The 7,348-nt window shown below is 47.1% G+C and carries 9 protein-coding genes; 1 reads left to right on the top strand and 8 read right to left on the bottom strand.

Annotated features, from left to right (window positions below; all coding sequences use genetic code 11):
• Positions 1-307: 307 nt before the first annotated feature.
• From FYJ45_RS14555 to FYJ45_RS14545, 3 genes are read right to left on the bottom strand one after another with little or no spacing between them, the layout of a single operon-like run.
• Complete coding sequence (locus tag FYJ45_RS14555) at positions 308-754, bottom strand: TadE family protein (protein WP_154465332.1); 447 nt, start codon at positions 752-754, stop codon at positions 308-310.
• A gap of 26 nt (positions 755-780) precedes the next feature.
• Positions 781-1,236, bottom strand: a complete 456-nt coding sequence (locus tag FYJ45_RS14550) for a prepilin peptidase (protein WP_154465330.1) — start codon at positions 1,234-1,236, stop codon at positions 781-783.
• Between the two features lie 13 nt (positions 1,237-1,249).
• Positions 1,250-1,723 carry a hypothetical protein gene (locus FYJ45_RS14545; protein WP_154465328.1) on the bottom strand — a complete coding sequence of 158 codons (474 nt, stop codon included), beginning with the start codon at positions 1,721-1,723 and terminating at the stop codon, positions 1,250-1,252.
• A gap of 76 nt (positions 1,724-1,799) precedes the next feature.
• On the opposite strand from FYJ45_RS14545, the gene FYJ45_RS14540 reads away from it, so the two are divergent.
• A complete protein-coding gene (locus FYJ45_RS14540; protein ID WP_154465326.1) occupies positions 1,800-1,943 on the top strand; it encodes a hypothetical protein in 144 nt (47 codons plus the stop codon).
• Positions 1,944-2,066: 123 nt separating this feature from the next.
• Here FYJ45_RS14540 and FYJ45_RS14535 read toward each other — a convergent pair whose 3' ends face one another.
• From FYJ45_RS14535 to FYJ45_RS14515, 5 genes are read right to left on the bottom strand one after another with little or no spacing between them, the layout of a single operon-like run.
• The gene (locus FYJ45_RS14535; protein WP_154465324.1) at positions 2,067-3,506 is read right to left on the bottom strand and encodes a DUF5702 domain-containing protein; all 1,440 of its coding nucleotides are present in this window, start codon (positions 3,504-3,506) and stop codon (positions 2,067-2,069) included.
• 17 nt (positions 3,507-3,523) lie between these two features.
• Positions 3,524-3,736 carry a Flp1 family type IVb pilin gene (locus tag FYJ45_RS14530; RefSeq protein WP_021635561.1) on the bottom strand — a complete coding sequence of 71 codons (213 nt, stop codon included), beginning with the start codon at positions 3,734-3,736 and terminating at the stop codon, positions 3,524-3,526.
• Positions 3,737-3,791: 55 nt separating this feature from the next.
• The gene (locus FYJ45_RS14525) at positions 3,792-5,270 is read right to left on the bottom strand and encodes a type II secretion system F family protein (RefSeq protein ID WP_154465322.1); all 1,479 of its coding nucleotides are present in this window, start codon (positions 5,268-5,270) and stop codon (positions 3,792-3,794) included.
• Between the two features lie 3 nt (positions 5,271-5,273).
• Positions 5,274-6,086, bottom strand: coding sequence for a type II secretion system F family protein (locus FYJ45_RS14520; protein WP_154465320.1), 813 nt, complete (start codon positions 6,084-6,086; stop codon positions 5,274-5,276).
• Positions 6,046-7,278 (bottom strand): CpaF family protein, encoded by a 1,233-nt coding sequence (locus FYJ45_RS14515; protein WP_154465318.1) that lies wholly within the window; start codon positions 7,276-7,278, stop codon positions 6,046-6,048. Before FYJ45_RS14515 ends, FYJ45_RS14520 begins: the two co-directional genes overlap by 41 nt.
• Positions 7,279-7,348 lie beyond the last annotated feature (70 nt).

The raw sequence follows: 7,348 nt of genomic DNA, 5'->3' as shown, positions 1-7,348 counted from the left end.
ATTAAAACGGCATAAGAGGTCCGCATGTGCGACTTGGTTCAAAAGGAAAGTACTAAATCAGGGGCTTGAAGTTCATATCAAGCTCTTGATTTTGAGCCCCTGACTTAGAACTTTCCTAATCTATTCTATACTGATAGCTGTCCGTCTTTTCTTTGGGTATTCCTTCAATAACCAGATAACTGTGACTTAATTCTCTCTTGTAAACCGGCTTAACCATTTTTCTTCTCCCTTCCGCCATTTTGTATTATTGTATCAATTCGGACAGCACATCTTCTTGAATATATCTGCTGTCCTGAATTGTTACATATTATTCTATAAAATCACCAATCCGTCTGGCTGCCCGGATAAAAGCGGCGGCATCCCGTATCAGCGCCTTCTTCTCTGCTGTTATGTCCCATTCCTTTTGGCTTATAAGCTGCAGCCCGGGCGCCGGAAGCGCAAGATTGGCCTGCAATGAAACACCGACGGAAACTGCAGAAACATTGATTTGTTTTTCCAGGCCTTTAATCGGAAGTACGCTTTCCTTAAGCAGTTTATCCAGCTCCCTGGCTGCCGCCGCCTCGGCTTCCGCATTCCCCTCGTCACACAAGCTGGCTCTGAATGCCGCAATATAAGCAGCCTGATTCAGAAAAGCTACGGTATACAGGTAGAAAGAAAGATACATAAGCGCGGTAATAAGAATTACTGTAATCGGCATGATAAAACTGGCCTCCAGAGTCATATACCCATCTTTTTCCCAATTTCCTTTTGTCATATAATTTCCCCGTTCCTCCGGATACTTCAGTTATCCACACCTATTCCCGCACACAATTCAATTATCCACACCAAAACCACGGCTGTACAAAGAAACGGTGCAAAAGGGATCTGCGTATTCCGGTTGCCTTTTCTGCTTATTATCAATACTGCTGCCAGAAAAAAGGTAAGCAGACATGCTCCAATCACTTCTGCGGTACACCTCTGCCACTGATGCATCAAACCAATGGGAATTACCATCATACCATCAGCGCTTCCCAGTTTCCCTTCCGTTATATGGCACAGAAGAAGCATAAGGGTTCCCGGAAGTACCCCGGTCAGAATAGCAGACCAGCTGTATTGTCCCATAATCAGCAACATTGCCGCATAAATTAATCCCAGAAGAATGCCCGTGTATAAAAGCCATCCGGGTATCGTTCTTTTTTTACAGTCATAACAGCTGCAGATTCCCAAAAAGCTGCATAATATCATGTTTTCTGCCATATTGTCCTCCTTTTTATCCGCATCTGGAACAGGGCGGCCTTCCTCCGGCTTCCGATAACGGAATACATCTGACGGTTCTCTTCAGTCCGCTGCACTCAATTGTATTATGATATCTGTTTCCTTCTCTGGTAAGATAAACCAGCCCGCTGCCATCACCTCCACACTTCTCGCATGGATAATATTTTGCTCCTGATTCATTACGCAGCTGTTCCACCTCATCCTTTCCCGCCAGTTCGATGGACAGCGTAAGATGCGTACAATTCCTTTCCCGGTGATAAACGGTTCCGGTTTCCGTTATATATACGTACTCCTCTGATTCAGATCCCCCTGCGTTCCGCTCCACATCATAGCCGGTCCATGCCCTCATATAGCAACAGCTTACTATCGTGGTTCCCGGATAAGCCAGAATGGGAACCACCGGCTTTACCCGTGCCGGACGGATAAGTTTTATCATCTCATCCTCAGCTCCCACAGTATAAGCCAGCATAGACAGCTGCCTGCCCTGTTGATGAAGTGTCTCCAGATTCGTCGCAAAGGTGTTAAAAAATAAGGTGATGGATAATATGTTCATTATAAAAAACAGAAACAACGGTACAGCAAGAGATGCCTCCACTGTCATGGAGCCCTTCATTTTCTGCCTGTCCGGGAAGGAGGTGAACGGGGACACCCCTCTTGCCGGACTTATCTGGGGATATGGCAATGTGTGAAGTTCTTTTGATGTGTGAGGAAGCTGTGTTCGGAAGTGCATGACTTTTGTTGTTTTTAGTTTACAGTTACTTATTGCTTTGCGTCCGTGCAAAAGGGGCATCCCTGTTCACCTCCTTCCCTTCTTAATCGTATCCATATGCTCTTTTTATACTATACTGATATCCATATCCGCTTGATACGGAGGCCTCTGCCGTCATCGCATCCATACAGCCATCTATCCGAAAACAGCTGTTTCCCTTTGTCTGTCTGATATCCGCTTCCATAACATCCATCAGCCTTTCCGTTACCTTCTCCTGGGATTCCAGAAACAGGAATGCCTGCAGATAATCTCCATAGCCAAGTCCCTTCTGCCCCCTCGGATATTCAGATAAATGTCCCCGAAAGGTCAGAAGCTGGCTGAAAGGTGTATTCCAGCTTCCTGAGTCCTTGATAATAGGCACCTTTTCACCATCAAAAAGCATTCTTAAGTCCTTTACGCTCTCCGCATAACCCCAGGCAAAAAGGATCAGCTGGGTAACGGGTTCTTCCAGTTCAGGCATACCCAAAACCCCTGTAATCAGCAATGCAGCTCCTCTGGCCTCTGATTTTTTCTGTCCGTCGCTGAACAGATAAGCCACATTGGCAGCTTCTCTAACCAGCAGGATCTGATTCGCCATGCCGCGCAAATTATCCAGGTCATTTCCCTTTCCCTGCAGGATATACTCCACCTGATAGGAAAATGAGGAGCCGTCTTTTATCTGATTATAATAACCGCATTTATCCATAACATATTTCAGAAACAGACATGTATCCGAGACTCCTGACGGCGGTTCTACTCCTGATGGTAGCCCGGTACCTTCCATTTTATTGCTTCGCCCGGTATAAAGCGCCGCCTTCGGAATAGATTCCCTGGACAGGGAAGCGCTGTTTTCAACAGCCAGCTTCAGGATTCCCTCACCTCTTGCTTCATTTACCACATCTGAGGGCAGCTCCACATTTTTTCCTTCCCAGTCCTCGGCTTCCTGTTCTTCTTTATTTAAAATAGCTTCTTTTACCTGTTTTTCGGTTTCATTTCTGCACAGCTCCACATCTGTTCCCAGAAAACCTCCCGTCTGTATCAATCCTGCATTTACGGCCGCCTGTTCCAGGAATCCCAGCCCCCATTTATCTTTCATATACGTAATCGCCTGCTTTTTCAGTACCGCTCCCTTTTCATCTGATGCAATTGCCGCCTGCTGCAAATCAACTCCGTCTGCAGAAAGTCCTGTCAGATCCTTCCCGACCGGAATTTCAAACAGCTCATAAGGACGAAAATTCATGTTCATATAATTCCTGATATGCTCCTCCGTATTGGAAAAGGCCGGCGAGGTGCCGCCATAGGACATATCTATAAAAAACAGTTCATATTGTTCCAGCATTTCCCGGTGATATTCTGCCAGAGCCGAATCCATGGCCATATCCATCACACATTCCGTTTGTGTACGGATGGTATGCATCCGTACACCTTCTATGACGGTGAGCAGCAGGGAAAGAAGAATTCCCGTAACCAGGGAAAGATAAACCGTAATATAACCTTTCCGCACAGCTTTCCCCTTTCCGGCTATATACTGCCGGCCTGACTTGTTATTTTCGAAAATATGGTTTGCACAAGGCTTGTCAGCTGATTCTTAAAGATTATTACAAGTCCGATCAGAACCAGTATGATAAGAATTACTTCAACCGTACCCATACCTTCTTCCCCGCTCAGGACATTCCTGATTCGTGATTTTATTTCCGCAAAACCATTTACAGCATGCAAATAAATTTTCTTCATAGATTTATTCCTCCATTCTGTCTTTTAGACAGCTCCTTTCATAATTCCTTATTTCCTACATACCCGCAAAGGAAAAGCATGCCGGCACCATAATCAGTACCATTACCACCACAAGCATCAGCATCATGGGAAGAAGCAGTCTGGTTCCCGCCTTTTCTCCCAGTTCCCTCGCATTTCTTTTGCGTTCTTCAAAAGCGTGTTCTGCCTCCTGCTGCAAAGCCTGCAGCAATCCCGAAGCTCCCTTTTTAAGATTCTGGGAAAGCAGCGCGGCACATTTTCTGTACTGAGTCAGGCGGCATCTCTGCCCAAAATGTTCGTAAGCCTGTGCTTCCGTTATTCCGCTCTCCATTTCCCGGCAGGCCAGGGTGAGTTCTTCGTATACGTATATAAGCTCCTGATTTCTTGTTTTTCTGTTTTGATAATCCGCGGCCATTCTCTGAAAAGCGGAGCGGATGGGAAGCCCCGCTCCCATCAGAAGCGCCAGCTTACTTATGAACTCAGGATAGGAAAGCAGAAGCTGTTCCTCTCTTTGTTCCAGTTTTTTCTTTAAATCCCGATCCTGAAGGCGATATAATATGCACCCGGCAGCGACAAACAATGCAAAAAGAAGAATGCTGTTATCCGTAATTTTTTCCTTCCAGGAAATCTGCCGCATTTCCACCCTTTCAGGAAGCAGAAAGCCTTCCTCCTGCCTGGATGCCTTTTCCCTCTTAACCGCAGTTTCTTCAAGAAGCTTTCGGAACCGCTCCTCCTCTGTGAGTGCAGGAGGGCATACTCTGACGGCAAATATTTCTTCCCATTGTTCCTCCCCGCAGGTAAGGACCGCCCGAAGCTCCGTAATTTCTCCCTTTTCGCCAAGCTGCTTTGTTGTTACCTTTCCGTCACTGTGAATCAGCTCATAATTACCGCACTCCCAGGTAATCTGAAAAGGGTATCCAGGAAGTGAGGAAGGAAAATTAAGGTCTTTTGATACCTCATTCAGTGTGGAATTATCACCTCTCACCTCATTTTCAAGAGCTTTCCTGACCTCTGGAAGCATTTCTTCCAGCTGCTTACTGGTATATTCTCTCTCCTGGACCTCCAGCTGAAGTTCTTCCTTCTTTTTTCCCTCCCACGCTTCCAATTCTACCCGGAGACTTCCTTTTCCATAGGAATTCCTCTGCAGCCAGCCATCCTCCGACAACTTCTTATTCATAAATGCGGACAGGTAAAATGCCATTGACAGCAAAGCCCCTATGGATATGAGGAACAGAACGGTACTCAGCTTACCCGTATTGTAGCTTTTCAGCCGTTCCTTCGCTTCACGGGGATACAGGATTTCCATATCCTCCTTCAGCTGCAGCCTCGATGCCGGTTCCTTTTCCATTTTCAGATGCTGCCTCAGCCTCAGCAGCCGTTCCTCCAGCCATGCAGCGGGCTTCAGAAACAGGCGGCAGGGCGCCGGCATATCGGCATCCGCATCCGCTTTAGTACTCCTGCTTATCAGAAGCAGCACAATAATTCCTGCAATGATGCCTGCATAAATAACCCACATATGTCACACCTCTATTTCTATTATTTTCCTGGATAAATAAAATGCGGCCAAATATACCGCCAGACAGCCGGTCATAATAAGAATGCCGGCAGCGTTAAAGTAAAGACAGTCAAAGAAGCCTCTGGAAGTCAGCTGCAGATAAGCCATGATTAAAAACGGTACCATATTCATAATTTTCTGTTCATATCTTCTGGATGACAACAGCGTCTGAATTTCCTGTTTAACCTCAATCTTTTCCCCTGTTACGGCTGCGCTGCGGCGTATAATATCATTCAGATTGCCTCCGCTTCTCTTTGCTATGGAAAAGACCTCTGCAAAATCCTCAATATCCGGCTCTCCGCTTCTGATTCCCAAATCCGCCAGCAAAAGCTCCAGCGGCACATGATTTCTGAGTCCCTTCCTGAAAAAGCGAAGCTCTTTTGCCATCAGACTGTCATCACCATAAAGACGTTCCATATCTTTTCCCGCTTCAAGGAAGGCATTTTCAATGGAGTATCCTGCCTGCAGCCCTGCTGCGACAGACAAAATTGTGTCTTTGAATTGATCTGCCAGCCGCTGTCTCTGTCTGCGAATGAGCGTTTTTTCCGTTTCTTTAAATGTTAACAGAATCAGAGGTGACAGCGGCAGCACAGCCCAGAAGGAATGATAGAAAAACCATGCAAGCAATGCGGAGATACCGACTCCCTGTGCGCCGTAAAGAAAAATTTCCTTCCTTGAAAAGGTATATTTCCGATAATCCGGCGCATGCTCCTTTTCCTTCTCTTCTTTTTTGCGGTTATGCAGATCCAAAACCCGCCATTTTAAGTTTATCTTCATGCAGCAGCTTCTCCTTTCTTATCAGTCTTCCCCGTACCCTGCCGGACGTCTCTCCCTCTTCCTCAAAGGAAAACAGGGAAGACAGCTGGATTTCCCCGTCTTCAATGCCTGTAACCTCTGCTATCTGCAGCACTTTTCTTGTTTTGTCACGCAGCCTTCCCAGGTGTACAATAATATCCACGCCGGAAGCTATCTGCCTGCGTATTGCGGGAAGCGGAATTTCCATTCCCATCAGCATCATGGTTTCCAGCCGCATCAGCATATCCTGGGCGCTGTTGGCATGGCCGGTTGACATCGATCCGTCATGTCCGCAGTTCAGGGCGCTGGCAATCAGATCCACCGCTTCTCCCCCTCTGACCTCACCGACAATAATTCTATCCGGCCGCATCCTCAAAGAGGTTTTAATTAGATCTCTGATAGTAATAGGCTGGCAGCCTTCCACATTGGCATTTCTTGTTTCCATCCGGACCAGATTGGGAATTCCCCGGATTTGCAGCTCCGCACTGTCTTCAATGGTTATCAGCCGTTCATCTGCAGGAATAAAACCTGCCAGTGCATTCAGGAATGTGGTCTTGCCGCTTCCTGTGCCCCCGCTGATAAAAATATTGTATCTGGCCTTTACCAGCTTCTCCAGAAAGCTGCATGCTTCCTCGCTGATGGATCCGATTGCCAGCAGCTCTCTCATACCAATAGGCTGTTCCGGGAAACGTCTTATGGTTACCACCGGCCCGTTAAGAGCAATGGGACCCAGTACCACATTGACCCGGGAACCATTTTCCAGCCTGGCATCCACGATTGGGGAGGTTTCGTTCACCACCCTGTTGCAGCCTGCCACGATCTGCTGTATGACATCCTGCAGCTTCTCTCCTGATTCAAAGCCGCAGGGCCAGGCAAAAAGCCTGCCTGCTCTCTCCACAAAGATTCCTTCCATCCCGTTGATCATTATCTCTGTTACCTGTTCATCCTCAATCAGCTCCTGCAGCACATCCAAACCCCGAATGGTGAAAAACAGCTCCTTTCCCATCCTGGCCCGTTCATATACATTGAGCCTGCCGGCGAATTCTCTTGCCCGCAGCCGGTCAGCTATGGCATCCTGTATCTCTTCATCCGACATCTCCCTGGTAAAGTCCATGTCTGAAAGAAGCTCCCGCTTAATCCCATCCCTTACTGCCAGATATTTTTCCTGTTCCATCTGCTGGTACCCTCCCTTCTGCCTGCTCTTATCTGTGCGAACCTGCAGTCATTTATCTGTCTGAAATACA

Origin of the sequence: Eisenbergiella porci (assembly GCF_009696275.1) — a bacterium.
Taxonomy (GTDB): domain Bacteria; phylum Bacillota; class Clostridia; order Lachnospirales; family Lachnospiraceae; genus Eisenbergiella; species Eisenbergiella porci.
The sequence above is the reverse complement of the archived record's forward strand: the minus strand, read 5'-3'. Positions and strand labels throughout refer to the sequence as shown.

Coding starts and splice junctions, on each gene's coding strand:
- FYJ45_RS14540 (WP_154465326.1), top strand. CDS start 1,800: ATGTTCATTATAAAAAACAGAAACAACGGTACAGCAAGAGATGCCTCC.
- FYJ45_RS14550 (WP_154465330.1), bottom strand. CDS start 1,236: ATGGCAGAAAACATGATATTATGCAGCTTTTTGGGAATCTGCAGCTGT.
- FYJ45_RS14525 (WP_154465322.1), bottom strand. CDS start 5,270: ATGTGGGTTATTTATGCAGGCATCATTGCAGGAATTATTGTGCTGCTT.
- FYJ45_RS14555 (WP_154465332.1), bottom strand. CDS start 754: ATGACAAAAGGAAATTGGGAAAAAGATGGGTATATGACTCTGGAGGCC.
- FYJ45_RS14545 (WP_154465328.1), bottom strand. CDS start 1,723: ATGCTGGCTTATACTGTGGGAGCTGAGGATGAGATGATAAAACTTATC.
- FYJ45_RS14530 (WP_021635561.1), bottom strand. CDS start 3,736: ATGAAGAAAATTTATTTGCATGCTGTAAATGGTTTTGCGGAAATAAAA.
- FYJ45_RS14520 (WP_154465320.1), bottom strand. CDS start 6,086: ATGAAGATAAACTTAAAATGGCGGGTTTTGGATCTGCATAACCGCAAA.
- FYJ45_RS14515 (WP_154465318.1), bottom strand. CDS start 7,278: ATGGAACAGGAAAAATATCTGGCAGTAAGGGATGGGATTAAGCGGGAG.